General features: G+C 52.4%; 1 rRNA gene. It reads left to right on the forward strand.

Going from position 1 to position 358, the window contains the following annotated elements:
* Window positions 1–127: 127 nt before the first annotated feature.
* Window positions 128–358: ribosomal RNA gene (locus AC1DMY_RS21110) — 16S ribosomal RNA — on the forward strand; the annotation flags it as partial.

Genomic DNA, 358 nt, shown 5'->3' on the forward strand with positions numbered 1-358 from the left:
CCATTTATACGGTGATCGAGCTTTCGGGCTTGGTCATTGTGTGATGGGAACTCGTCAAGAAACTATGCAAACCAGATACGCGACTGAGGTTTTCCCCTCGGTCAAATAGCTGGAGTCAATGTCAACTCAACCTGAGAGTTTGATCCTGGCTCAGAGCGAACGCTGGCGGCAGGCCTAACACATGCAAGTCGAACGGAYCCTTCGGGGTTAGTGGCGGACGGGTGAGTAACACGTGGGAACGTGCCTTTAGGTTCGGAATAGCTCCTGGAAACGGGTGGTAATGCCGAATGTGCCCTTCGGGGGAAAGATTTATCGCCTTTAGAGCGGCCCGCGTCTGATTAGCTAGTTGGTAAGGTAA

The organism is Dyella sp. 01L423, assembly GCF_056399945.1.